Here is a 26,398-nt window from a genome sequence, read left to right as displayed (position 1 = left end):
GTCTGCGGGCGGGTCGCGCACAGCGCGACCCGTCACCCCTACCGCTCGATCCCGATCGCGCCGAGCGGCGCCGGCTCGACGCCCGCGAAGATCCGATCCCAAAGTCCCTCGACCGCGGCCTTCTCGACCTCCACCGTCTCGGCCGGCACGCGCGCGGCGTCCATGCCGTCGAGCCGCATCTTGTGCTGGATCGCACGATACCGCCGGTACGCGTTGCCGACGGCTTCAGCCTCGCTCTCGGGCATCAGACCGAAATGCGCGAGCTCGCGCAGCAACGCGATATTGCCCGTGTTGCGCAGCAATTCCGGATGGCCCGACGCGTGCAGCAGCACGAGGTACTGAACGGTGAACTCGACGTCGACCATGCCGCCGCGATCGTGCTTGAGATCGAACAGCGCGCTGCGGTTCGGATGGCCTTCGTGCACGCGCTCGCGCATCGCGACGATTTCCCGCGCGAGCGGCAACGCCTCGCGATGCTGGGTCAGCACCTGCGTGCGGATGTCCTCGAACATCTCGCCGAGCCGCGGATCGCCGCACGCGAAACGCGCGCGCGAGAGCGCCTGATGCTCCCAAACCCAGGCCGTATTCGAGCCGTCGCCTTCGTGAAGCTGATAGCGGCGAAACGCGTCGAGCGACGTCACGAGCAGCCCCGACGACCCGTTCGGCCGTAGACGCAGATCGACATCGTAGAGCGCGCCCGCGCCCGTGGCCGTCGTGAGCCACGTGATGAGCCGCCGCGCGAACATCGCGTAGATCTCGTCGGCGTTTTCGTCGGGATCGTCGTACAGGAAGATCAGATCGAGATCGGACGCGTAACCGAGCTCCTTGCCCCCGAGCTTGCCGTACGCAATGACGGCGAAACGCGGCGCGTCGCGATGACGGCGCGGCAATTGCCGCCAGACGGCTTCGAGCGTCACCTCGACGACGGCATCGGCCAGTTCGGACAGCAAGTCGCTGATGCGCTCGACCGTGATATGCGCGGCGAGATCGAGCAGCAGGATCCGGAACGTCTCGGCGTGCTGCGCGTGCCGCAGCAGATCGAGTTGCTGTTCGACGCTGTCGGCATGCGCGAGCCGCCGCGCAAGCGACTGCTTGAACACGGTCCAGTCGGACGGCGCGGCAAGCGCCTCGTCGTCGAGCAGTTCGTCGAGCAGTTGCGGATGCTGCTGGAGATAGCCGGCCGCCCACCGCGAGGCGCCGATGACAGACAACACGCGCATCAGCGCGGCCGGATACTCGGCGAGCAGCGCGAGATACGCGCCGCGGCGCGCGACGCTTTCGAGCAGGTCGAGAAAACGCAGCACGATCGCGTCGCAATGATCGGCGGGCAGCGAGGGCGCCGCGTCGAGCACGCGCACGACGAGCAGATCGAAGCGCTCGCGGCTGCGCTCCGACAGGCTCGAATAGCGCGTCGAGCCGCGCACGGCCTGCAGACGCGCGAGCATGCCTTTCGCATCGGCGAAGCCGAGCCGCGCGGCCTGCGTCGCGAGCGCCGAGCCGACCTCGTCGTCGAGCAAGCCTTCGTTCCAGAGGTCGGCGCCCGAGACGAAGGGCTGGGTCTGGGTATTCGCGGTCGAGGCCGGGTCCGAGGTCTGAACGGTCTGCGCCGATTCCGACGCCTTGCCCGATTCACGCGCGTCCTGGGTCGTCATCGCCGACGTCACCGAGGCCGCCGCGGCGCCCGCGGCCGACGCGAATGCCGCGGGCGATGCGTTCGGCGGCACCGTGCCGGCCGGCGTCGATCCGTTGCCGTTCTTGTCCGCGAAGATCCGGTCGAACTGCGCTTCGGCCAGCGCGCGATGCCGGTTGATCTCGTCGAGCAACGACGCATAGTCGACATGACCGAGCGACGCCGCGAGCCGCGCACGCGCATCGGGATCGACGGGCAGCGCATGCGTCTGCGCGTCGTCGGCATACTGGAGCCGGTGCTCGACGCGGCGGAAAAACAAATACGCATCGGACAGCTGCGCGGCGACGGAAGCCGACAACAAGCCGCGCGCAACCGCATGGGCCAGCACCTCGAGCGTCGGCCGCACGCGGAACCCCGCATCCTGGCCGCCGCGAATGAGCTGGAACACCTGCGCCGAGAATTCGATCTCGCGAATGCCGCCGCGCCCGAGCTTGATATCGTCCGCCTTCTCGGGCCGCATCGTCGCGCGCTTGCTCGCTTCCCTGCGGATCTGTTCGTGCAGTGAGCGCAGCGCGCCGATCACGTTGAAGTCGAGATAGCGCCGGTAGACGAACGGCTTGACGAGCCGGTCGAGTTCGCCCGCGAGGTGCGCGCCGCTCGGCTCGTCGATCCGGCTCACGAGCCGTCCCTTGATCCACGCATAGCGCTCCCACTCGCGGCCCTGCACGTAGAAATATTCCTCGAGCATGCCGAGACTCGAAACGAGCGCGCCCGAATCGCCGTTCGGCCGCAGGCGCATGTCGACGCGAAAGACGAAGCCGTCGGCCGTGAGCTCCGACAGCGCGCCGATCAGCCGCCGGCCGAGCCGCGTGAAGTATTCGTGATTCGAAAGCGGCTTGCGCTGGCCGCCGGCCGTCTCCCCTTCCTCTTCGTAGACGAAGATCAGGTCGATATCGGACGAGACGTTGAGCTCGCGGCCGCCGAGCTTGCCCATGCCGACGACGCCGAGCGACAGCGGCGCACCGCTCGTCTGCGCGAGCGGTGCGCCGAACGTCGCGCGCAGATCCGCGTCGATCACGTCGAGCGCGCGCTGGATCGCGATCTCCGCGAGATCGGTCATCGCGCCCGTGACTTCGGCGACATCGGCGGCCCCCGCGAGGTCGCGCTCCATGACGATCAGATAGACCTCGGCGCGCAGACGCCGCAGCGCGCGCTTGAGCGCATCCTCGTCGGGCCATGCGGCCGGCGCCGCTCCGACGCCGAGTTCGGCCAGCCGGTCCTCCATCCACGCACGCGTGACGGGCGCCTCGGCGAGGCCGGGCAGCCGGCTCGCGAAATCCGGATTCGCGTGGAGCACGCGTGTGGCATAGGTCGAAAAGGATACGCAGAGCGGCGGGGTATCGGTCATTGCAAAACGAATAGGTGAACGCGGCCCGGATCGTCCCGGCGCGCGCCGCGAAAAACCGTCGAAGGCCGCAGCGCGGGGCGCACGGGGCCTGTGTTAAAGTGCCAACGACGCCCAGCAAACTACCATACGCATACGACCCCCGCAGCATGTCCGAACGCCCGGAAACGTCCGTCGCCATCGACGAGCCGCGCATCGACAGTTCTCAGCCGGGTGGCAACCGCCTGTTGCGGCGCATTTTCAAGGTGCTGCTTGTCGGCGCCCTCGTGTTGTACTTCGGTGCAACGCTCGCCATTCTGTCGCTCCGGTATGTTGTCCTACCGGATATCGGTTTGGCACGTCCGCGTCTCGAAACGGAACTCTCGCAAGCCCTCCACGCGCAGGTCCGCATCGCGCGCATCTCGGCGCGCTGGACCGGCCTGCAGCCCGGTCTCGATATCGAAGGCCTGACGATCACGAACGCGCGCGGCATCGAAGCGCTCAAGATCCCGCATGCGAACGCGCAACTCGCCTGGGAATCGTTCGTTCGCCTGCAGCTCGTGTTCTCGCGGCTCGTCGTCGATTCGCCCGACGTGCTGATCGAACGCGACGCGCAAGGCGGCCTGTCGATCGGCGGCGTCCATCTCGCGTTCAAGGGCAAGCGCAATCGCGCGTTTCCGAACTGGCTGCTGTCGCAGCGCGCGATCGTGCTGCGCGGCGGCACGCTGCGCTGGCGCGATCAGATGCGCGACGCGCCCGAATTGACGCTCTACGACATCCGCTTCGCGCTCCTCAACGACGGCCGCTCGCATGAAATCGGACTGCAGGCTCAGCCCGACAACTACGTGCTGCACGGCCCGCTCGATTTCCGCGCGAACTTCCGCAGCGCGCTGTTCGGCCAGGTCGGCGACGCGAGCGGCTGGGACGGCACGGCGTACGCGCAGGCCGGCCCGCTCGATCTGCATGTCGCGTCCCAATACATGGCCCTGCCGATTACGGTCGATGCGGGCAGCGTCGGCGGCCGGATCTGGTTCGACTTCAGCGACGGCCGGCTGTCGCAGGCGCGCGGCGCGATCTCGGGCCACACGCTCGCGCTTGAACTCGTCAAGGACCGCCCGGTGCTGAGCCTGCCCGCGGCCGAACTGCACTACGACCTCGAACAGGACAACGAGGGCGCGATCTTCAACGTCCACCAGCTCGCGCTCGAATTCGGCGGCGAGACGCCGCTGAGCGACGGCACGCCGTTGATCCGCCGGCTCGACGTGCAGCGGCTCAGCGCCGCGTATCAGGGTCCGAATCTCGGGCGGCGCGCGCTTGCGACCGCGAGCGGCGCCGAGGCGAGCAAGGCCATCGCCGCGCACGGCGAGCGTTTCAGCATCGACGGCGACGCCATGGACGTCGGGCTGCTCGCGGATATCGCGCGCACGCTGCCCTTGCCCGACCCCGTCGCCGAAGCGCTCGAACGCTTCGAGCCGCGCGGCATCCTGCGCGACTACGCGATCGCGTTCGCGCGCCCCGCGCCGTCGACCGAACAGGCCGAGATGGCCCAACGCAACAACAAGGTCCAGGCCATCGAGCACGTGCGCTTCAAGGCCGCATTCGAAGGGCTCGGCGTCTCGGCGCAGATGCCCAAACCGGGCCTCAACGCGCACCACCATCCGTACAGCGGCCTGCCCGGCTTCAATAATCTGCGCGGCGCGATCGACGCCGACGAAGGCAAGGGCGCGCTCGATCTCGACGCGGCCAACGCCTCGATCACGATCCGCGGTCTGTTCGACGAGCCCGAACTCGACTTCGACCAGCTTGCGGGACGCACGACCTGGTCGATCAAGGACACGGCCGATCCGAACCAGCCCGCGATCGACGTCAAGATCGAACGCCTGCGCTTCGCGAACGACGACGCGCACGGCGCATTGAGCGCCGCCTACCGCAAATCGGCGCCCGGGCGCGGCTGGCTCGATCTCGACGCCGGGCTCGACGAACTGTCGGTCGCGCGCGTGCCGCGCTATCTGCCGACCTCGATCTCCGACAAGCTGCGCGCCTATCTGGGCCACGCGCTCGTCGGCGGCACGGGTCGTCGCGCGACGATCGCGATCCACGGCAACCTCGACGAATTCCCGTACGCGCGGCCCGAACAGCACGGCCAATTCCGGATCGAGGCGCCCTTCACGTCCGCGCGTTTCGATCCGTCGCCTTGGCCCGCCAAACGCACGAGCTTCGGCAAGCTCGAAAGCTGGCCGCCGTTCGAGGACATCGACGGACGCTTCCTGATCGACAACCATCTGCTGCGTTTCGATATCGCCGCGGGCCGGTATCGCGGCATCAAGGTCGATGCGGTCCGCGGCGAGATCGCCGATCTGTCGGACCGGTCGCGCCCGTTGACGATCGAGGGCAACGCGCATGGACCGCTCGGCGACATGCTCGCCTATCTGAACGAGAGTCCGATCCCCGACTCGGTCGATCGCATGACGGAGAAGATCCGCGCAACCGGCGACGCGCGGCTCCTGTTCACGCTCGCGGTGCCGCGCGGCGAGCCCCACGGTCAATTGCAGACCAAGGGCCGCGTGACGCTCGACGGCAACGACCTCACGTATGCGAATCTCCCGACGGTCACGCATCTCGGCGGACCCGTCGATTTCACGGGACGCTCGGTCCACATGAGCGGCGTCGACGGCCAGTTTCTCGGCGGTCCGGTCCATGGAACCGGCGGACTCAACGAAGACGGCAGCGTCGCGGTCGATCTCGAAGGCCGCGTCGGAATCGACGCGCTGCGCTCGCTGGCGAATACACCGCGCGCGAACGGCATCTTCGACCGCCTGAACGGCACCGTGCCCTATACGCTGACCGCGCGCGCCGCGCCGCACACGATCCCGGATCTGAGCGTCAAATCGAATCTCGAAGGCCTCGCGATCGATCTGCCCGCGCCCGCGCACAAGACGCCGGGCGAGACCTGGCCGACCGTCGCGAGCCTGCACCGCGTGTCGGGCGGCCCCGGCACCGATCCGAATCAGAGCGTCTCGCAAATCGATATCACGAGCGGCAAGCTCGCCGCGAGTTATGTCATCCAGGGCGTCGCGCATCCGGTCGCGCTCAAAGGCGCGCTCGGCGTTGACAAGCCCGCGACGCTGCCGTCCGAAGGCGTCGTCGCGGCCGTCGATCTCGCGACGCTCGATCTCGACCAATGGCGCGTCGCGATCAACACGATGCTTCACCCGAACAGCACGCCGACGCGCAACGCGCCGCCGCCTGCCCCGCTGCCCGCGACTGCGAACGGGAACGACAGCGGGACGATCAGCGCAAGCGCGGAAGCCCCGACGGCCGCCTCCGGGGCCGAAGCCGACGGACATCCCGGCGCCGAAGCCGAGGCTGGCATGTCGGCGGGCCAGAGCTTCATGCCGACGCGGATCGCGGCACACGTCGAAACGCTGACGCTGCTCAAGCGGCACTGGGAAAACGTCGTCCTCGGCGCATCGCACGACGGCGACGTCTGGCAAGCCAATCTCGCGTCGAATCAGGTGTCGGGGCACGTTTCATGGCGCGCGCCGGCGCACGGCGCGCATGGCGAACTCGACGCGCGGCTCGCGAAGCTCGAAATCCCGAAGGTCACCGAAAACGACGTCGTCGGCCGCATGCTCGAACGCCAGTCGTCCGAATTCCCCGCGGTCGATCTCCAGGTCGACGACCTCATCGTCTACGGGCGCAGCCTCGGCAAACTGACGGTCAACGCGCGCAATACCAATATCGACGATGAACCCGTCTGGCTGCTCGACCGGCTCGAACTCGACAACCCGGCCGCGACGCTGACGGCGACGGGCAACTGGCGCACGTCGCGGCGCGCGCGGTTCATGTCCCCCGGCGAGGATTTCGACAACGACGACCCCGCGATACCGCGGCGCACCGTGCTCGATTTCAAGCTCGACGTCCATGACGCGGGCGCGTTGCTGACGAACCTCGGCTTGCCGCGCACGATCGAGAACGGCAAGGGCACGCTCGCGGGCAAGGTCGGCTGGCGCAGCGGACCGACGTCGATCAACTATCCGACGCTCAACGGCACGCTGTCGGCGGATCTCAGCGGCGGCACGCTCGTCAAGGTCGATCCCGGCGTCGCGAAGCTGCTCGGGCTGCTGTCGCTGCAGACGCTGCTCAAGGTGCTCACGCTGAACTTCCACGACGTGACGGGCCACGGCCTCGCGTTCGACTCGATCACGGCGACCGGCACGATCCACGACGGCGTCGCGCGCACGGACGACTTCAAGCTCGTCACACAGCCGGCGCGCGCGACGATGACCGGCACGATCAATCTCGTCGATCGCGAGGAGTCGCTGCACGTGAAGGTCATCCCGACGCTCAATTTCGGCGCGGCGTCGGTCGCGGTCGCGATCGTCAATCCGCTGCTCGGGCTGGCGACGTTCGCGGGCCAGTACCTGCTGTCCGAATCGATTTCGAACACGTTCGCGCGCGATTACGAAGTCACGGGCCCGTGGCACAAGCCCAAGATCGAGCGGATCCATCCCGATGGGGGTAAGATGGCCCAACCGGTCACCGAGGAAAGCGCGAACTGATGCGCCTCGCGCGCCTCACGTGCCGCGCCGTGCGGTTTTCCCCGCCGTCAGGCGGCACGCGGCGTCGCTGAAGCTGCCCACATGAACGATTCGATCGAAACCGCCTTGCATCCGTACCGCGTTGCAGCAATCCAGATGGTCAGCACGCCGAGCGTCGAGCGCAATCTCGCCGACGCGGCGGTCCTTATCGAGCAGGCGGCGCGCGAGGGCGCGCGGCTCGTGCTGCTGCCCGAATACTTCTGCTTCATGGGCCGCGCGGACACGGACAAGGTCGCGCTGCGCGAACCGGCCGGCGACGGACCGATCCAGACCTTCCTCAAGGACATCGCGCGACGGCTCGAAATCTGGGTCGTCGGCGGCACGCTGCCCGTCGCGGCGCCCGAGCCCGAACGCGTGCTCAACGCGACCTTCGTGTTCGATCCGCAAGGCCGCGAGGTCGTCCGCTACGACAAGATTCACCTGTTCAACTTCGTCAAGGGCGCCGAGGCCTTCGACGAGGCGCGCACGATCCGTCCGGGCACCGAGGTCCGCGGGTTCGACGCGCCGTTCGGCCGCGTCGGGCTGTCGGTCTGCTACGACCTGCGGTTCCCCGAACTCTATCGGGCGCTCGGCGATTGCACGCTGATCGTCGTGCCCTCCGCGTTCACCTACACGACGGGACACGCCCATTGGGAGATGCTGCTGCGCGCGCGCGCAGTCGAAAACCAGTGTTACGTGCTGGCCGCCGCGCAAGGCGGCAAGCATGAGAACGGCAGACGCACATGGGGTCACAGCATGCTGATCGATCCCTGGGGCACGATCGTCGCACAACGCGACGAAGGGCCCGGCGTGGTCGCCGCAGACATCGATCCCGCGCGGATCGCCGAGGTCCGGCAGAGTCTGCCGGCGCTGCGGCACCGCGTGCTCGCCTAGGCCGCGCGCGGCGCGCGACGGCGGATCGCCGAATTCAAGAACGTTAACTTTTGCTGCGCATGAAGATCATCGAACCCGGAATCCAGAATCTCGCCCTTGCCAAGGACGTCCTGCTCACGCCGTATGGACTCGACGAAGGGCTGCTGCTGCGCACGCTCGGCGAGATCTTCACGCACCGCGTCGACTACGCCGATCTCTACTTCCAGGCGACGCGCAGCGAAGCATGGAGTCTCGAGGAAGGCATCGTGAAGTCGGGCAGTTTCTCGATCGACCAGGGCGTCGGCGTGCGCGCCGTCGCCGGCGACCGGACAGCGTTCGCGTATTCCGACGACCTGTCGGCCGACGCGCTGCGCCAGGCCGCGCTCGCGACGCGCGCGATCGGCCGCGAGGGCGGTTCGGGCAAGACGCGCGTCAAGGTCGCGAACACGCTGCGCGGCGTCGCCGGACGCGATCTGTATCTGCGCGCCGACCCGCTCGCGTCGCTCGACGCGACGCAAAAAGTCGCGCTGCTCGAACGCGTCGAGGCCATCGCGCGCAAGCGCGACCCGCGCATCAAGCAGGTCATGGCGGGGCTCGCGGGCGAATACGATGTCGTGCTCGTCGCGCGCAGCGACGGCGCGCTGGCCGCGGACGTGCGCCCGCTCGTGCGCCTGTCGGTGACGGTCATCGCCGAACAGAACGGCCGCCGCGAAATCGGCAGCGGCGGCGGCGGCGGCCGTTACGACTACGGCTACTTCACCGACGATCTGCTCGAACGCTATGTCGACGACGCGGTGCGCGGCGCGCTCGTCAATCTCGAAGCGCGTCCGGCACCGGCCGGCGGCATGACCGTCGTGCTCGGTCCTGGCTGGCCCGGCGTGCTGCTGCACGAGGCGATCGGCCACGGTCTCGAAGGCGATTTCAACCGCAAGGGATCGTCGGCGTTCGCGGGACGCGTCGGCGAACGCGTCGCGGCGCCCGGCGTCACGGTCGTCGACGACGGCACGCTGCCGAATCGCCGCGGCTCGCTGAACATCGACGACGAAGGCAATCCGACGCAATGCACGACGCTCATCGAGGACGGCGTGCTCAAGGGCTATATCCAGGACTCGCTGAACGCGCGGCTCATGAAGGTGCCGGTCACGGGCAACGCGCGCCGCGAGTCGTATGCGGCGCTGCCGATGCCGCGCATGACGAACACCTATATGCTCGGCGGCGACAAGGATCCGCAGGAAATCATCGCGTCGGTCAAGAACGGCCTCTACGCGGTCAATTTCGGCGGCGGACAGGTCGACATCACGAACGGCAAGTTCGTGTTCTCGGCGTCCGAGGCGTACATGATCGAGAACGGCAAGATCACCTATCCGGTCAAGGGCGCGACGCTGATCGGCAACGGTCCCGAGTCGCTCAAGTTCGTGAGCATGATCGGCAACGACATGGCGCTCGACACGGGCGTCGGCGTCTGCGGCAAGGAAGGCCAGAGCGTGCCCGTCGGCGTCGGACAGCCGACGCTGCGCATCGATCAGATGACGGTCGGCGGCACCGCGCAGTAACGCGGCCGGTCCGCATGGACGGTACATCCGGCCGGTACGTGCGGCCGGATGTGCAGTCCATTCGTGCGGACGCCCCTCGAACACCCACGCGGAATCGCTGCATGCGCACGGGGCCGGTTTCCCCTCGGTGACCCGCGTTCGCGGGACCGCGCGAGTCCGTGTTCTCCCGCGCACGCGCGGGTTCCCGGCGCCCGGGCCCGCAGCGCCGAACCGTTTGAAGCCCGCCGAACCTCATCGCAAATTTCGTGCATCGATCCGCAATAAATTGCAGATTTATCGCATTTTAGTGTTGCGATACTTGCATTCCGCGCTTGCCATCGGTATAAAGCGGGATCTGCTTCATTTTTAGCCGCCTTCGATTCCATGTTCGCCAGCCGCTTTTACTTTTGGTTTTATGCGTTTCTCGCACCGCTGGCGGATGGAGAGGGTCGCTGCTGAACTGAAAGCAACCGAAACCGAAAAAACCGCCAGCCGAGTCTGGCGGTTTTTTTATGCCCGAATTTTCCCAACACTCACTTAAACGAATCTGTCAGCGGTGCCTGCATCGCGGATCCGATGGCAAGCCAGGAGAACACAATGATTCCGCACAATACCGATGACGTTCGCATCCGCGAATTGAAAGAACTCACGCCCCCTTCGCATCTGATTCGGGAACTGCCGTGCCGCGACGAATCGGCCGAGCTCATCTATCAGACGCGCAATGCGATTCATCGCATTCTCCACGGCATGGACGATCGCCTCGTCGTGATCGTCGGGCCGTGCTCGATTCACGATCCGAAAGCGGCGCTCGACTACGCGGCGCGCCTCTCGGCGCTGCGCAAGACGCTCGCGGGCGAGCTCGAGATCGTCATGCGCGTCTATTTCGAAAAGCCGCGCACGACGGTCGGCTGGAAGGGACTCATCAACGACCCGCATCTCGACAACAGCTTCAAGATCAACGAAGGCCTGCGCACCGCGCGCGAATTGCTCGCCGGGATCAACGAACTCGGCCTGCCCGCGGCAACCGAATACCTCGACATGATCAGCCCGCAATACATCGCGGATCTGATTTCGTGGGGTGCGATCGGCGCGCGCACGACGGAGTCGCAGGTCCATCGCGAACTCGCATCCGGACTCTCGTGCCCGGTCGGATTCAAGAACGGCACCGACGGCAACGTGCGGATCGCCGTCGATGCGATCAAGGCCGCGTCGCAGCCCCACCACTTCTTGTCGGTCACGAAGGGCGGCCATTCGGCGATCGTCTCGACGTCGGGCAATGAGGATTGCCACGTGATTCTGCGCGGCGGCAAGGCACCGAACTATGACGCCGCGAGCGTCGACGCCGCGTGCGCCGACATCGGAAAAGCGGGCCTCGCGGCGCGCCTGATGATCGATGCGAGCCACGCGAACAGCCAGAAGAAGCACGAGAACCAGATCCCCGTCTGCGCCGACATCGGCCGGCAGGTCGCGGGCGGCGACGATCGCATCATCGGCGTCATGATCGAGTCGCACCTCGTCGCGGGCCGCCAGGATCTGACCCAGGGTTGCGCGTTGACCTACGGTCAGAGCATCACCGACGCGTGCATTTCGTGGGACGAGACCGTGCCCGTGCTCGAAGGGCTTGCCGACGCCGTGCGTCAGCGCCGCGTCAAGAGCGGTCGCGGCAACTAAGCCGGGGCCGGGCGAGACGGCGACGCAGACCTGCGCCGCCGATCGCCGGCCGCATGGGTCAACGCCGGTGTTCGTTGAGCCAGAGCACGTCGGTGCCGCCCGCCGCGCGATTGAGCACGCGCGCGAGCACGAACAGCAGATCGGACAACCGGTTCAGGTAGTGACGCGCATGTGCCTCGACGGCCGCCTGCGCGCCGAGGATCACGACCGAGCGCTCGGCGCGCCGGCAGACCGTGCGGCTCACGTGCGCGAGCGCCGCCGTACGCGATCCGCCCGGCAGGATGAACTCGGCAAGCGGCGGCAACGTCGCATTGAACTGTTCGAGCCAGGCATCGAGTTGTTCGACCTGCGCGTCGCGGAGCACCACTTGGCCCGGCATGCAGAGTTCGCCGCCCAGATCGAACAGATCGTGCTGGATGCGTGTCAGCGCCGCGCGCACTTCATCGGGCAAGGTCTCGCAGAGCAGCACGCCGAGCGTCGAATTCAATTCATCGACGTCGCCGATCGCCGCGATGCGCGCGTCCGCCTTGCTCACGCGCGAGCCGTCGCCAAGTCCCGTCGAACCGTCGTCGCCGACCCGCGTCGCGATCTTGCTCAACCGATTTCCCATCCTCCACCCCCTCCCGAATCCGTCACGCCCATGCATCACGCCGATGCGCGTGCATTATAGAACCCGCATCGTAGGCGCCCGCGATTCGCATTCGGCAGTAGAATCGTTTGAACCGGGCATGCACATGCATGCACAACAACGAAATCGCGTTCACGCGATCACACTGTCCCGTTGAAGCTCAACACGGGAGGAGGCAGCAGTGAATCACCCCGCACCACCCGCATCGGTGGGACGCGTCGCCCTGCCCGCGGCGTTGCTCGAAGCGTTGCGAGACCTGTACGGCGACCGCCTGTCGGTAGCCGAAGCCGTTCGCGCCCACCATGGCCGCGATGAATCGGCATTCGATCCGCACCTGCCCGACGCCGTCGTATTCGCGGAGCGAACGCACGAAATCGCCCGGACCCTCGCGCTTTGTGCACAGCACCAGATTCCCGTGATCCCGTACGGCGTGGGCTCGTCGCTCGAAGGTCACGTGCTCGCGGTCCGAGGCGGCATCTCGATCGATCTGTCGCGCATGAACCGGATCGTCTCGATCGATGCCGACGATCTCATCGCGACCGTCGAACCCGGCGTCACGCGCAAGCAGCTCAACGACGCGCTGCGCGGCACCGGCCTGTTCTTTCCGATCGATCCGGGCGCCGACGCGAGCCTCGGCGGCATGTGCGCGACGCGCGCCTCGGGCACCAATGCCGTGCGCTACGGCTCGATGCGCGAAAACGTGCTCGGCCTCGAAGTCGCGCTCGCCGACGGCCGCGTGATCCGGACCGGCACGCGCGCGCGCAAATCATCGGCCGGTTACGACCTCACGCGCTTGTTCGTCGGCTCCGAAGGCACGCTCGGCGTGATCAGCGAAGTCACCGTGCGCCTGCACCCGTTGCCCGAAGCCGTGTCCGCGGCGCGCTGCACGTTCGGCGGCATGGTCGACGCGGTCAATGCCGTGATCCAGACGATCCAGCTCGGCGTGCCGATCGCACGCGCCGAATTCGTCGATGCGCTCGCCGCGCGCTCGCTGAACCAGTATTCGCACCTGACGCTCAAGGAGGCGCCGCAGCTGTTCTTCGAATTTCACGGCTCCGAAGCGAGCGTCGCCGAGCAGGCCAAGGTCGTCGAACAGATCGTCGCGGACCACGGCGGCGAACAATTCGAGTGGGCGACCCAGCCCGAGGATCGCTCGCGCCTCTGGAACGCGCGCCATCATGCGTACTTCGCGATGCTCCAGCTCAAACCCGGCAGCCGCGCGATCACGACCGACGTCTGCGTGCCGATCTCACGGCTCGCCGAATGCATCGCCGGCACCGAGATCGATATCGCGGCGTCGGACTTGCCCTGCCCGATCGTCGGGCACGTCGGCGACGGCAATTTCCACGTCGCGATCCTCGTCGACCCGAACCGTCCCGAGGAATTCGACGAAGCCGAGCGGCTCAATGCGCTCATCGTGCGCCGCGCGCTCGCGCTCGGCGGCACGTGCACGGGCGAGCACGGCGTCGGCCTGCACAAGATCGGCTTCATGCGCGAGGAGCACGGCGAGGACGCGCTCGACGTCATGCGCGCGATCAAGCACGCACTCGATCCGTCGAACCTGTTGAATCCGGGCAAGATGTTCACCCCCGAGCGCACGCCATCATGACCCACCTGAGCGCCGGTGAACTGAGCCCCGTCGCCTTCGAGGCGCGCCAGCGCGAACTCGTCGCGGCGCTCTCGAACGTCGTGCCGCCGCGCGTGCTGCTGCATCGAAGCGAGGACACGATCCCCTACGAATGCGACGGCCTCGCGGCCTACCGGCGCGTGCCGCTCGCGGTCGCTTTGCCCGAGAACGAGATCCAGGTCCAGCGGATCCTGCAGGTCTGCCACCGGCTCAACGTGCCGGTCGTGCCGCGCGGCGCGGGCACCGGCTTGTCGGGCGGCGCGATGCCGATCGCCGACGGGCTCGTTCTGTCGCTCGCGCGCCTGCGCAACATCGTCGAGGTCGATCCGTACGCGCGGACGGTCACGGTTCAGCCGGGCGTGCGCAACGCGCAGATCTCGGAAGTCGCGGCGCCGTTCGGCCTCTACTACGCGCCGGATCCGTCGTCGCAGATCGCCTGCACGATCGGCGGCAACGTCGCCGAAAACTCGGGCGGCGTCCATTGCCTCAAGTACGGCCTGACCGTGCACAACGTGCTGCGCGTGCGCGCGGTGACGATGGACGGCCAGATCGTCGAATTCGGCTCGCTCGCGCCCGACGCGCCCGGGCTCGATCTGCTCGCCGTGCTGATCGGCAGTGAAGGCATGTTCGCCATCGTCACCGAGGTCACGGTCAAGCTGATCCCGAAGCCGCAGACCGCGCAGGTCATCATGGCGAGCTTCGACGACGTCGAGAAAGGCGGCGAGGCCGTCGCGGCGATCATCGCGGCGGGCCTGATTCCCGCGGGCCTCGAAATGATGGACAAACCCGCGACGCGCGCCGTCGAGGAATTCGTCGAGGCCGGCTACGACACCGACGCGGCGGCGATTCTGCTCTGCGAATCGGACGGCACGCCCGAGGAAGTCGCCGAGGAGATCGAGCGGATGACGGCTGTCCTCCGCGCGCACGGCGCGACGCGCATTCAGGTCTCGCGCTCCGAACCCGAGCGCTTGCGCTTCTGGTCGGGCCGCAAGAATGCGTTCCCGGCCGCGGGCCGCGTCTCGCCCGATTACTACTGCATGGACGGCACGATTCCCCGGCGCAGCATCGGCGTGCTGCTCAAGCGGATCGCCGAGTTGGAGGCGAAGTATCAATTGCGCTGCATGAACGTGTTCCATGCGGGCGACGGCAATATGCATCCGCTGATCCTGTTCAACGGCAACGATCTCGACGAATGGCATCGCGCCGAGGCGTTCGGCTGCGACATCCTCGAATGCTGCGTCGAACTCGGCGGCACGATCACGGGCGAACATGGCGTGGGGATCGAGAAAATCAATTCGATGTGCGTGCAGTTCTCGCCCGAGGAGCGCGATGCGTTCTTCGGCGTCAAGCGCGCCTTCGATCCCGAAGGGCTGCTGAATCCCGACAAGGGCATCCCCACGCGCGCACGCTGCGCCGACTACGGCAAGATGCACATCGTGCGCGGCCAGATGCCGTTTGCCGATTTGCCGAGGTTCTGATCGATGGAACGTTCACGGATCCCGGAAGCCAATGTGATCGACGCGTTTCGCTCGCAGATCACCGCAGCGACGGCGCAACGCCGGCCGCTGCGCATCCGCGGCGGCGGCACGAAGGACTGGTACGGGCAATCGCTCACGGGCGACGTGCTCGATACGCGCGCCTATTCCGGCATCATCGAGTACGACCCCGCCGAACTCGTGATCACGGCGCGCTGCGGCACGCCGCTCGCCGAGATCGAGCAGGTGCTCGCCGGCCGTCAGCAGATGCTCGCCTTCGAACCGCCGCATTTCACGCATCTCGGCGACGGCGGTCTCGCGACGATCGGCGGCGTCGTCGCCGCGGGACTCGCGGGTCCCCGCCGGCCCTTCGCGGGCGCGATCCGCGACTTCGTGCTCGGCGCGTCGATCCTCGACGGAAACGGTCAACGCTTGAACTTCGGCGGCCGCGTCATGAAAAACGTCGCGGGCTATGACGTCGCGCGGCTCATGGCGGGCTCGCTCGGCACGCTCGGCCTGATTCTCGACGTCTCGCTCAAGGTGCTGCCCGTCGCGGTCGCCGAGACCACGCTCAAGTTCGAATGCAATGCGAGCGATGCGGTGCGCAAGATCAACGAATGGGCGGGACGTCCGCTGCCGATCTCGGCGACGGCCTGGCGCAACGGCGTCATGGCGATCCGGCTTTCGGGCGCCGAAGCCGCGATCAAGTCCGCTCGAACCACCCTCGGCGGCGAAGCCGTCGACGCCGTCGAAGCCACGCGGTTCTGGGACGGCTTGCGCGAGCAGACCGACCCGTACTTCACCGATATCCCCGACGGCTGCGGTCTATGGCGTATCGCGGTGCCGCCGATCGCGGAGCCCGCGCCGCTGCAGGGACAACGTCTGATGGAATGGGGGTGCGCGCAGCGCTGGTGGGTCACCGACATCGATCCGCAGCAACTGCGCGTGAACGCCTACCAGGGCGGCGGCCATGCGACGCTGTTCCGCGGCGGCGACAAGCGGCTCGGGGTCTTCACGCCGCTCGCGCCCCCGTTGATGGCGATTCATCGGCGGCTCAAGCAACAGTTCGATCCCGCGAGCATCTTCAACCGGGGCCGCCTCTACCCTGACTTCTGACGCCGCGCGCGTGCGGCGCCTGCCAAGCAACCCAGACCGATCCTTCATGCAAACGAACCTTGCCGAATTCATGCGCTCGACGCCCGACGGCGACGAAGCCGAACGGATCCTGCGCAAGTGCGTGCATTGCGGCTTCTGCACCGCAACGTGTCCGACGTACCAGCTCCTCGGCGACGAGCTCGACGGGCCGCGCGGGCGGATCTATCTGATCAAGCAAATGGTCGAGGGCGCGCCGGTCACGCGCAGCACCCAGCAGCATCTCGATCGATGCCTGACGTGCCGCAGTTGCGAATCGACCTGTCCGTCGGGCGTGCAATACGGACGGCTCGTCGAAATCGGGCGCAAGCACGTCGAGCAGACGGTGCCGCGTACGCTCGCGCAGCGCGTGCTGCGGCGCGCGCTCGCAACCGTGCTGCCGCAGCCGACGCTGTTCGCGCCGATGTATCTCGTCGGACTCCGGTTTCGCCGCGTGCTGCCGCGCAAGCTCCGCGACAAGCTGCCCGCGCGCCGAGCGGCCGGCGTACGGCCCACGCGCTCGCATCCGCGCAAGATGTTGATGCTCGACGGCTGCGTGCAGCCTTCGATGATGCCCAATATCAATACGGCGACCGCGCGCGTATTCGACGCGCTCGGCGTGCAGCTCGTCAGCGCGCCGTCCGCGGGCTGCTGCGGCGCGTTGCGCCTGCATCTGAGCTACGAGGACGAGGCGCTCGAAGACATGCGCCGCAATATCGACGCGTGGTGGCCGCATATCGAGGCGGGCGTCGAGGCGATCGTCATGAACGCGTCGGGATGCGGCGCGACCGTACGCGAGTACGGACACCTGCTGCGCAACGATCCGCTCTATGCCGCCAAGGCGCGCCGCATCAGCGAACTCACGCGCGATGTCTGCGAAATCCTGCCGGGATTCGAGACCGAACTCGCCGAACGCGCGACCGAGCGCGGCGCGCGGCGCGATCTCCATGTCGTCGCCTACCATCCGCCGTGTACGCTCCAGCATGGCCAGCAGGTCCGCGGCAGCGTCGAGAACCTGCTCGCCGGCCTCGGCGTCGAAGTCCGCCTGCCTGCCGACAGCCATCTGTGCTGCGGATCCGCCGGCACCTATTCGATCCTCCAGCCGGGCCTGTCCTACCGCTTGCGCGATCAGAAGCTCGGCAAGCTCGCCGCGACCGAACCGCAAGCGATCGTTTCGGGCAATATCGGGTGTCTCGCCCATCTGCAAAGCGGCACGTCGAAGCCCGTCATGCACTGGATCGAACTCGTCGATCGCATGATCAGCTAGCGAGGCCGCGACGCCGCGCCCGTGCCCGCGTGTCGGGCGCATGGGTCATGTCGGTCGTATCTGGCGTATCTGGCGTATCTGGCGTATCTGGCGTATCTGGCGTATCTGGCGTATCTGGCGTATCTGGCGTATCTGGCGTATCTGGCGTATCTGGCGTATCCGGCGTATCCGGCGTATCCGGCGTATCCGGCGTATCCGGCGTATCCGGCGTATCCGGTGCGACGCGGCGGATACCCGACGGTTCGCACCAAGACGCGGACACGATCCGTCCTTAAGCGCCCCGTATAATTCGCCGTTATTGCCTGTATCGCCGACCAGGGGCCGACCGGCGCCCGCGTTTTCTCGCCGCATTTCCATGTCTGACATCGCAGTCCGCCTTGACACCGTCCGCCGCCGCATCGGACTCGCCGCCGCCGATGCGCACCGCAGTGCGTCGTCGGTCGAACTCATGGCGGTATCGAAGACCTTCCCCGCCGAGGCGATCCGGGATGCTCACCGGCATGGACAACGGATCTTCGGCGAAAGCTATCTGCAAGAAGCGCTCGCCAAGATCGAGGCGCTCGCCGATCTGAGGCCCGCGATCGAATGGCATTTCATCGGTCCCGTCCAAAGCAACAAGACGCGCCCGATCGCCGAACACTTCGACTGGGTCCACTCGGTGGATCGGCTCAAGATCGCCGAGCGCCTGTCGGCGCAGCGACCCGAGCATCTCGCGCCGCTCAACGTCTGTATCCAGGTCAATATCAGCGGCGAAGCGACCAAAAGCGGGCTTGCGGCCGACGCCGTCCCCGAGGTCGCGCGCGCCGTCGCCGCGCTCCCGAGACTGCGGCTGCGCGGACTCATGGCGATTCCCGAACCCGCGCAGACGCTTGAAGCGCAACGCATGCCGCACCGTGCGTTGCGCGCGTTGTTCGATGTCCTGCGCAACGACGGCCTCGCGCTCGACACGCTGTCGATCGGCATGTCCGACGATCTCGAAGCCGCGATTCTCGAAGGCGCGACGATCGTGCGCGTGGGGACGGCCGTGTTCGGCACGCGCGACTATGCAAGCCACTGAGCGCCCCGCAGAGCGCCCGCTTCAGCGAGCCATCGGGTGGCCCGCCGCGCCGCGCGCCATGGCGTCTCGCACGATCCGCCGCGGCCGCCATCCGGACCGCGAGCGGAAAAACACGCCGCATCGACGTCGTCACGATCGATCCGAAGCCGGCGGTCCGCGTGCAGGAATGCCACGGATCGCACGCGAAACTTCCTTCTATTGCGCTCCGACAGCACAATCGCGGGCGGACACAATGCAGCACCGGTCCGGCGTCCCCGGACGGAATTCCTCTTACGCACACTCACGCAGACACGTTCGACCATGAAAATTGCATTCATCGGTGGCGGCAACATGGCGTCCGCCCTGATCGGCGGCTTGATCAAGCAAGGCACCGCGGCAGCCTATATCTACGCGATCGACCCGATCGCCGAGACGCGCGAGCGCCTCGAGAAGGCGTTCCGGATCGTCACCGCCGATGCACCGACAGGCAAACTCGCCGACTACGATGCGATCGTGCTCGCGGTCAAACCGCAGACGCTCAAGGAAGCCGCGGAGGCAATCCGCCCGTTCATCGCCGAACGTCAGTTGATCATCAGCATCGCGGCCGGCGTGCGCTCCGGCGATGTCGCGCGCTGGCTCGGCGGCCATACGCGGATCGTGCGTGCGATGCCGAATACGCCGGCGCTCGTCGGGCTCGGCGTCACGGGACTGCTCGCCGCGCCGACCGTCAATCAGGACGGGCGCGAGCTCGCCGAGCAGGTGCTCGAGGCCGTCGGAGAAGTGGTCTGGTGCAACAGCGAGACAGAGATCGACAGCATCACGGCGCTCTCCGGCAGCGGACCCGCCTATGTCTTCTACTTCATGGAAGCGCTCGCGAAGGCGGCGCAGAATCTCGGCTTCCCGGCCGACGAGGCGCGCCGCCTCGCCGTGGGGACCTTCACGGGCGCCGCGCAACTCGCCGCGCAGTCCGACGAACCGCTGAGCCTGCTGCGCGAGCGCGTGACGTCCAAGGGCGGCACGACGGCGGCGGCGATCGCCTCGTTCATGGAATCGGGTATCGCCGAAGCGATCGTCAAAGGCACGTCAGCGGCCCGTGATCGCGCCTTCGAGATGGGCGAAGAATTCGGCCGCAGCTAAGACTGGCCAAACCGACGGGCGAACCGCGACGGGCGGACCGCGGCGCTCGATGCCGCGCGCCGCCCTGCCCCCTACGCGTCCCTTACGACAACGCGTAATGCGCGGCGATGCCCGCGAACAGGATGCCGCCGAGCCAGTTGTTATGGCGAAACGCGGCAAAACAGCCCTTCGGATCGCGCGTCCGGATCATCCGGTAGTGCATGATCACGCAGACGACTGCCCCCGCGAGACCGATCCAGTACGGCCACGTGTAGTGCAACGCCACGCCGATGCCCGCGTAGATCGCGCAGACCGCCGCATAGCAGAGCATGATCGCGAGCACGTCGAACCGGCCGAACGTGATCGCCGAGGTCCGGATGCCGATCTTGAGATCGTCCTCGCGATCGACCATCGCATATTCGGTGTCGTACGCGATCGACCAGAAGACATTCGCGGCGAGCATGAGCCATGCAAGCGGCGGCACCGCGTTCTGGACGGCCGCGAAGCCCATCGGAATGCCGAAGCCGAACGCGATGCCCAGATACGCCTGCGGGATCGCGAAAAACCGTTTCATGAACGGATAGGTGCCCGCGACGAACAGCGCGACGACCGACAACTGCTTCGTCAGGCCGTTGAGCGGCTGGATCAGCAGAAACGCGATCAGCGAGAGCACGATCGCGATGGTGATCGCTTCCCATGCGTGAATACGGCCCGAGGTCAGCGGACGTTGCGCGGTGCGCCGCACGTGCAGATCGAAATCGCGGTCGGCGTAATCGTTGATCGCGCAGCCGGCCGAGCGCATGAGCACCGTGCCGACGATGAAGATGACGAGCACGCCCGGCGTCGGATGTCCGTGCGCGGCGATCCACAGCGCGTTGAGCGTCGGCCAGAGCAGCAGCAAGCTGCCGATCGGCTTGTCCATCCGGATCAGCCGCAGATACTGCGGGAGCCGGGACGTCAGGGAAGCAGAACTCATGATGCGCTACGCCCCGCTTGCACGGGGCGTCGATACGTTAGAACAGGGTCAGGCGACGAGCAGCGAGCGCAGCATCCACGCGGTCTTCTCGTGCGTCTGCATGCGCTGGGTCAGCAAGTCGGCGCTCGGTTCGTCGGCTGCCGCGTCGGTCTCGGGGAAGGTCGCGCGCGCGGTCCGCGTCACGGCCTCGTGACCCTCGACGAGCTGGCGGATCATGTCTTCGGCCGACGGCACGCCGTCCGCTTCGGGAATCGACGACAGCTTCGCGAACTCCTTGTACGTACCCGGCGCCGGGAAGCCCAGCGCGCGAATGCGTTCGGCGATCGAATCGACGGCCAGCGCGAGTTCGTTGTACTGCCCCTCGAACATCAGGTGCAGCGTGTTGAACATCGGGCCCGTGACGTTCCAGTGGAAATTGTGCGTCTTCAGATAGAGCGTGTACGTATCGGCGAGCAGGCGGCTCAGGCCGTCCGCAATCTTCTTGCGGTCCTTGTCGCTGATACCGATATTGATCGAAGGGCTGCTTGCTTCTTTCTTGGCCATGCGGACTCCTCGGGGAACGGAAAACGGCGTGATCTTCAAGAGTGTAGCCGAAGCACCCGCGCCATCGGACCGCATGACGCAGGGTGCTTGATCGTCGTCAGACTCAGTTGACGTTCGCCGGCAAATCGAGACGCTTCACACCGGGGATTTGACACGCCATGACGGCGTCGAAAATGGCGTCGATGGCCTTCTGGCGCGTGAAGCTCTTGCGCCAGACGAGCACGACGCGGCGGTCGGGAACCGGCTCGCGGAACGGCACATAGCGCAGCAGCCCCGCATCGGTATTGGCGGCGGCGATATCGATCATCGCGCCGGCCTGGGGCAGCGACGTGCGCGGCAGCACCGTGATGCCGACGCCGCTCGCGACCATATGGCGGATCGTTTCGAGCGACGAGCCTTCGAACGTCTTCTGGATGCCGTCCGAGTTCTGCGAAAAACGCATGAGCTCGGGGCACACGCCGATCACATGGTCCCGGAAACAGTGGCCCGAGCCGAGCAGCAGCATCGTCTCCTGCTTGAGATCGTCGGCGTCGATCGCGTCGCGCGTTTCCCAGCGATGGCCGGCCGGCACCGCGACGACGAACGGTTCGTCGTACAGCGGCCGCACCATGAGTCCGGTCTCGGGAAACGGCAGCGCCAGGATCGCGGCGTCGATCTCGCCCTGCTTGAGCAGTTCGATGAGCTTGAGCGTGTAGTTTTCCTGAAGCATCAGCGGCATCTGCGGCACCGCGTCGATCATCTGCTTGACGAGCGTCGGCAGCAAATAGGGTCCGATCGTGTAGATCACGCCGAGCCGCAGCGATCCGATCAGCGGGTCTTTGCCCTGCTTCGCGATTTCCTTGATCGCGAGCGTCTGTTCGAGCACGCGCTGCGCTTGCGCGACGATCTGCTCGCCGACGGGCGTCACACTGACTTCACTCGTGCCGCGCTCGAAGATCTGAACATTGAGTTCGTCTTCGAGTTTCTTGATCGCAACGGACAGCGTCGGCTGGCTCACGAAGCAGGCCTCGGCCGCACGACCGAAGTGCCGTTCGCGGGCGACGGCCACGATATATTTGAGTTCCGTTAAAGTCATTGATTATCAACAAGGCGCTTCGATAGGTTTTCCCTCTTATACACCTTGCGGATGGCTTCGCCAAGAAGGCGCTCACATAAATCGGCGCCGACGTCGCGAGGACAGGGCCAAGCCGAGTCCTCGCGCCGGGTTTCGCCGCGTCACGTGCGCGCGCGTGACGTATTACGGTATTTGACCGTGCGGAATTCGATACGGCCCGACTCGATCGGGAAGACCTCGACGGTCACGGTTTTCTGACCCGCGACCTGTCCTTCGCGCACCGTCAGCGCAATCGTGCCGTCATCGCCCGCTTCGAGGACCTTGGTCGAACAGCCGATCCCCGCGAAAGTACGCATGACGAATTTGCACTTCCCGTCCGCAATAAGCTCGAGGTTGTACGGCTCCGACGATTGCGGCAGCTCCACGCGAATCCGGTAAAGCGTGCCGCGTTCGCCGCGCATCAGGATCGACTCCGAGGTCCCGATATCGCGCCGGCAAAATGTCAAATCGGTCTGCGTCTTGATCGGATAGGTTCGAAATCGCGCCCCGACGAACTGGGGCGCGCCGACGAAGCGATCTTGGGGATCCGCGTCCGGGCGGCGCGTCAAATAGCATTGGCCGGTCGCCGATAAATCGGTCCGGTGCGGCTCGCCCGTCACGCACGCACGTGTCTCGCGCCGCCAACGCGCGCCGTAGGCATCGAACGTGACATTTCGCATGCCACGGGCCGTCGAAAGCGTGCGTGCGAGGCCCTCCGCCTCGGCCTCCGAGAGATTGCCGAAGCGGCGCTCATCGACCGTGCGCGCCGACGCGGCGGCGGTTCTCGGCGACGGCGCCTGAGCGACCGGGTGGGATCGTTGGGACCATGTGGCCGTCGCCACCCGCGGATTCAGCATCATCGTGACACTCCTAAACCGATTTGAAGAGACGCGACCCGATCGAAGCGACGTCGCGTGCGCTTCGCGCTCGATGGCGGCAACGGTGCCGCTGCAACCACACGCTTCAAGCATCGAGTGAATACGCGTCGCGAGCTTAGTCAGCACGGACACTCGACATTTTCAAATTCCGAATCGGTCAATCGATCTCCAGGTGAGGCGTGCGCCTCACGCCTTCAGAAAATGTTCGCGCCCGCCAAGCCAGCGGTCGAGATGCGCTTGAGCGGCGGCGGGGAAATCACTGAGCAGACGCGTTGCCGCACTGCGCGCCGGCTCGATCATCCAGCCGTCTTCGTTGATATCCGCAAAGCGCAGCATGGCGGCGCCCGATTGCCGCGCGCCGAGAAATTCGCCGGGCCCGCGGATCTCGAGGTCGCGCCGCGCGATCTCGAAGCCGTCGGCCGTCTCGCGCATCGTCGACAGCCGCGCGCGCGCCGTCAACGACAGCGGATTCGCATACACGAGCACGCAGACCGAGGCCGCGGTCCCGCGACCCACGCGTCCGCGCAATTGATGAAGCTGCGCGAGGCCGAAACGCTCGGCGTGTTCGATGACCATCAGCGACGCATTCGGCACATCGACGCCGACTTCGATCACCGTCGTCGCGACGAGCAATTGAATGCGGTTATCGATAAACCCCGACATGACGGCCGCCTTGTCGGCGGGCGCGAGCTTGCCGTGCACGAGGCCGACCGCGAGTTCGGGCAGCGCGGCGACGAGCGTCGCATGCGTATCGACGGCCGTCTGAAGCTGCAGCGCCTCGCTTTCCTCGATCAACGGGCACACCCAGTAGACCTGCCGGCCGCCGAGCGCCGCCTGCCGCACGCGCGCGATGACCTCGTCGCGCCGCGCGTCCGAGACGAGCTTGGTCAGCACGGGCGTGCGGCCCGGCGGCAGCTCGTCGAGCGTCGAAACATCGAGATCCGCGTAGTACGTCATCGCGAGCGTCCGCGGGATCGGCGTCGCGCTCATCATGAGTTGGTGGGGCTGGAATGCGTCAGAATCCGCGTCCGGGTCGGCGTCCCGACGCGTCGCGGTCCGCGGATCGGGCGACGCGTGCCGCTTATCGGAACCGACCGCCGTTGCGCGCGCCTCGTCCGAGCGCGCGTGACCGGTATCGTCCGCGTTCGAGGCGCGCGCTCCTTTCGCCTTGCTCCTCAGGGCCAGCCGTTGCGCGACGCCGAATCGATGTTGTTCGTCGACGATGACCAATCCGAGTCGTGCGAAATCCACGGTGTCCTGCACGAGCGCATGCGTGCCGATGATCAGTTGCGCGGTCCCGTTCGCGGCGGCCTCGACCGCCGCGCGCTTCTCGCGCGCCTTGAGGCTGCCCGCGAGCCACGCGACCTGAACGCCGAGCGGTTCGAGCCAGCTTCGCAGCTTGCGCGCATGCTGTTCCGCGAGGATTTCCGTCGGGGCCATCAGCGCAGCCTGGTAACCCGCGTCGATCGCCTGCGCGGCCGCGAGCGCGGCGACGATCGTCTTGCCGCTGCCGACGTCGCCCTGAAGCAGTCGCTGCATCGGATGCGCGGCCTCGAGTTCGGCGCCGATCTCGCGCCAGACGCGCTGCTGCGCCTCGGTCAGTGCGAACGGCAGCGCGCGCTCGAAGCGCGCGACGAGCGAATCGGGCGCGTCCTGGCGGCGCGCCAGCAGCGGCGCGGACCGCGCGCGCCGCGCCGCGTGTGCGCGCTGCAGCGACAGTTGTTGCGCGAGCAGCTCCTCGAACTTGATCCGCAGCCACGCGGGATGCGATCCGTCCATCAGCGCGTGCTCGTTCTCCGCGGTACCCGGATGGTGAAGCATGCGGACTGCCTGCGCGAGCGGCGGCACGTTCATCGGATCGAGGTAGGCGGCGGCGATCGCGGCGGGCAGCAGCTCCGGCAAGGACGTATGTTCGAGCGCCCGGTCGATCGCCTTGCGCAGATAGGCCTGCGGCACGCCGGCCGTACTCGGGTAGACCGGCGTCAGCGATTGCGGCAACGGATCGCCTTCAGCGACGACGCGATAGGCCGGATGGACCATTTCCATACCGAAAAATCCGCCGCGCACATCGCCGCGCGCACGCACGCGCGTCCCGACGGCGAGCTGTTTGGTCTGACTGCCGTAGAAATTGAGAAACCGCAGCGTGAGTTCGCCGCGTGCGTCGTCGACGATCTTGACGACCATCTGGCGGCGCGGCCGGAACGCGATCTCGTTGTCGACGACGACGCCTTCGACCTGGGCCGATTGCCCCGGAAGCAGGTCGTCGATCGGCACAATGGCGGTTTCGTCCTCGTAGCGCATCGGCAGATGCAGAACGAGATCGATATCGCGCGATAGCCCCATGCGCGCAAGCTTGTCGGCCGTCGTCTCGGGTTTGCGAGGGACTTTGGCTGCTTTAGGGGCTTTAGGGGCCTTGGCTGCCTTGGCCGCTTTCGGGGCTTCAGGTGCCTTGGGCCCGTCCTCCGCCTTGGGGGTCTTCGGCGCGTTCTCAGCGGCTTTCGCTCCGCGCCCGATGGCGCGTGCCGACCCTTCCGGCCGTGCCGACGGCGCCGCATCCCCAGGCTCGGGATGCATCTCGGACAGCGAATCGGCAGTGGCGGTCGGCAGTTTGGGCACGGGCATCGAGACGAATTCACGCAAACCGAGATCCTGCCCGTGCCGGGCATGCACTGGCAAGGGTCCGCGCGAGGCCCGATTCTAATCCGACACACGCGCTCGCCGGATCGACACGTTCTCCACGTGCGGTCATCAACGCGCCGCCCTGTTCGTCGCCTTGCCGCCTCCGCTCCAACGCCCGCTCACCGTCGCCGCGCTCGTCTACATCGCCTTCGTGCCTCCCTTCCACGCCGCCTTCGCCGCCCCCCTTCGCCGCCCCCCTTCGCCGCCCCCCTTCGCCGCCCCTTCGACGCGCCTTCACGACCGCTTCCCGCGCCCTTCCTGCGTACGCGCGTCGCGCAT

Annotated in this window: 17 protein-coding genes; 10 read left to right on the top strand and 7 right to left on the bottom strand. The window is 66.9% G+C overall.

Translation table 11 applies throughout. The annotated features are described in order from the left end of the window. Positions 1-38: 38 nt before the first annotated feature. A complete protein-coding gene (gene glnE, locus D7S86_RS21675) occupies positions 39-3,038 on the bottom strand; it encodes a bifunctional [glutamate--ammonia ligase]-adenylyl-L-tyrosine phosphorylase/[glutamate--ammonia-ligase] adenylyltransferase (RefSeq protein WP_121089217.1) in 3,000 nt (999 codons plus the stop codon). 146 nt (positions 3,039-3,184) lie between these two features. On the opposite strand from glnE, the gene D7S86_RS21670 reads away from it, so the two are divergent. From D7S86_RS21670 to aroG, 4 genes are all read left to right on the top strand, one after another. Next, positions 3,185-7,576 (top strand): YhdP family protein, encoded by a 4,392-nt coding sequence (locus D7S86_RS21670; protein ID WP_121089214.1) that lies wholly within the window; start codon positions 3,185-3,187, stop codon positions 7,574-7,576. 81 nt (positions 7,577-7,657) lie between these two features. Further along, entirely contained in the window at positions 7,658-8,488 is an 831-nt protein-coding gene (locus D7S86_RS21665) for a carbon-nitrogen hydrolase family protein (RefSeq protein ID WP_121089212.1), read from the top strand. 59 nt (positions 8,489-8,547) lie between these two features. Then, complete coding sequence (gene tldD, locus D7S86_RS21660; RefSeq protein ID WP_121089210.1) at positions 8,548-10,020, top strand: metalloprotease TldD; 1,473 nt, start codon at positions 8,548-8,550, stop codon at positions 10,018-10,020. A gap of 576 nt (positions 10,021-10,596) precedes the next feature. Beyond that, complete coding sequence (gene aroG, locus D7S86_RS21655) at positions 10,597-11,670, top strand: 3-deoxy-7-phosphoheptulonate synthase AroG (protein WP_121089208.1); 1,074 nt, start codon at positions 10,597-10,599, stop codon at positions 11,668-11,670. A 58-nt stretch (positions 11,671-11,728) separates the two neighbouring features. Here the strand turns inward: aroG and D7S86_RS21650 are convergent, their stop codons facing one another. After that, positions 11,729-12,280 carry a cob(I)yrinic acid a,c-diamide adenosyltransferase gene (locus D7S86_RS21650; protein ID WP_121089206.1) on the bottom strand — a complete coding sequence of 184 codons (552 nt, stop codon included), beginning with the start codon at positions 12,278-12,280 and terminating at the stop codon, positions 11,729-11,731. Between the two features lie 199 nt (positions 12,281-12,479). On the opposite strand from D7S86_RS21650, the gene D7S86_RS21645 reads away from it, so the two are divergent. The 6 genes from D7S86_RS21645 to proC all read left to right on the top strand — a co-directional run bounded on the left by D7S86_RS21645 (position 12,480) and on the right by proC (position 19,971). After that, a complete protein-coding gene (locus D7S86_RS21645; RefSeq protein WP_121089204.1) occupies positions 12,480-13,907 on the top strand; it encodes an FAD-binding oxidoreductase in 1,428 nt (475 codons plus the stop codon). Beyond that, positions 13,904-15,403 carry an FAD-linked oxidase C-terminal domain-containing protein gene (locus tag D7S86_RS21640; RefSeq protein ID WP_121089202.1) on the top strand — a complete coding sequence of 500 codons (1,500 nt, stop codon included), beginning with the start codon at positions 13,904-13,906 and terminating at the stop codon, positions 15,401-15,403. Before D7S86_RS21645 ends, D7S86_RS21640 begins: the two co-directional genes overlap by 4 nt. Positions 15,404-15,406: 3 nt before the next feature. Continuing rightward, positions 15,407-16,516, top strand: coding sequence for a glycolate oxidase subunit GlcE (glcE, locus tag D7S86_RS21635; protein ID WP_420813295.1), 1,110 nt, complete (start codon positions 15,407-15,409; stop codon positions 16,514-16,516). A gap of 46 nt (positions 16,517-16,562) precedes the next feature. Continuing rightward, complete coding sequence (gene glcF / locus D7S86_RS21630; RefSeq protein ID WP_121089200.1) at positions 16,563-17,798, top strand: glycolate oxidase subunit GlcF; 1,236 nt, start codon at positions 16,563-16,565, stop codon at positions 17,796-17,798. A gap of 355 nt (positions 17,799-18,153) precedes the next feature. Then, positions 18,154-18,855: a YggS family pyridoxal phosphate-dependent enzyme gene (locus tag D7S86_RS21620; RefSeq protein WP_121089198.1), complete on the top strand. Its 702-nt coding sequence runs from the start codon at positions 18,154-18,156 to the stop codon at positions 18,853-18,855. A 300-nt stretch (positions 18,856-19,155) separates the two neighbouring features. After that, complete coding sequence (proC, locus tag D7S86_RS21615) at positions 19,156-19,971, top strand: pyrroline-5-carboxylate reductase (protein WP_121089195.1); 816 nt, start codon at positions 19,156-19,158, stop codon at positions 19,969-19,971. 82 nt (positions 19,972-20,053) lie between these two features. Here the strand turns inward: proC and ubiA are convergent, their stop codons facing one another. The 5 genes from ubiA to recG form a co-directional block, all read right to left on the bottom strand. After that, a complete protein-coding gene (ubiA, locus tag D7S86_RS21610; protein WP_121089193.1) occupies positions 20,054-20,926 on the bottom strand; it encodes a 4-hydroxybenzoate octaprenyltransferase in 873 nt (290 codons plus the stop codon). 48 nt (positions 20,927-20,974) lie between these two features. Further along, positions 20,975-21,469: a Dps family protein gene (locus D7S86_RS21605; RefSeq protein ID WP_121089191.1), complete on the bottom strand. Its 495-nt coding sequence runs from the start codon at positions 21,467-21,469 to the stop codon at positions 20,975-20,977. A gap of 103 nt (positions 21,470-21,572) precedes the next feature. Continuing rightward, positions 21,573-22,544, bottom strand: a complete 972-nt coding sequence (locus D7S86_RS21600) for a LysR substrate-binding domain-containing protein (RefSeq protein ID WP_121089189.1) — start codon at positions 22,542-22,544, stop codon at positions 21,573-21,575. A gap of 140 nt (positions 22,545-22,684) precedes the next feature. Continuing rightward, entirely contained in the window at positions 22,685-23,422 is a 738-nt protein-coding gene (locus tag D7S86_RS21595) for a hypothetical protein (RefSeq protein ID WP_121089187.1), read from the bottom strand. 204 nt (positions 23,423-23,626) lie between these two features. Further along, positions 23,627-26,062, bottom strand: coding sequence for an ATP-dependent DNA helicase RecG (recG, locus tag D7S86_RS21590; protein WP_240648344.1), 2,436 nt, complete (start codon positions 26,060-26,062; stop codon positions 23,627-23,629). Positions 26,063-26,398 lie beyond the last annotated feature (336 nt).

The sequence above is a fragment of the Pararobbsia silviterrae genome (assembly GCF_003628125.1).
Taxonomy (GTDB): domain Bacteria; phylum Pseudomonadota; class Gammaproteobacteria; order Burkholderiales; family Burkholderiaceae; genus Pararobbsia; species Pararobbsia silviterrae.
Note: the sequence above shows the minus strand (reverse complement) of the source record. Positions and strands in the feature narration are given on the sequence as shown.